Raw genomic sequence first — 289 nt, forward strand, 5'->3', positions numbered from 1 at the left:
TATGAAAAAAGACTGGCATACCGCCGATATTATCGCTGCGATACGTAAGAAGAATAAAACGCTGGCATCATTATCCAGAGAGCACGGTTTAAGCTCTTCAACATTAGCAAATGCTTTAACGCGCCCCTGGCCTAAAGGGGAATTATTGATTGCTCAGGAAATTGGTGTCACCCCTGCTGAAATATGGCCCAGTCGGTATTTCGACGAAAATAAGCAGCCTATCAGACGAACCGTCCGAAATGATTTACCAAACAATTCTGATATCACATAAATTATTTCTATATCCGAA

1 protein-coding gene is annotated in these 289 nt (G+C 41.5%); it reads left to right on the forward strand.

The window, feature by feature from the left end:
• Position 1: 1 nt before the first annotated feature.
• Complete coding sequence (locus SLS51_RS23590; protein WP_323840890.1) at positions 2-271, forward strand: helix-turn-helix domain-containing protein; 270 nt, start codon at positions 2-4, stop codon at positions 269-271.
• Positions 272-289 lie beyond the last annotated feature (18 nt).

It is taken from the genome of Photorhabdus africana (assembly GCF_035181445.1).
GTDB classification, from domain to species: Bacteria; Pseudomonadota; Gammaproteobacteria; order Enterobacterales; family Enterobacteriaceae; genus Photorhabdus; species Photorhabdus laumondii.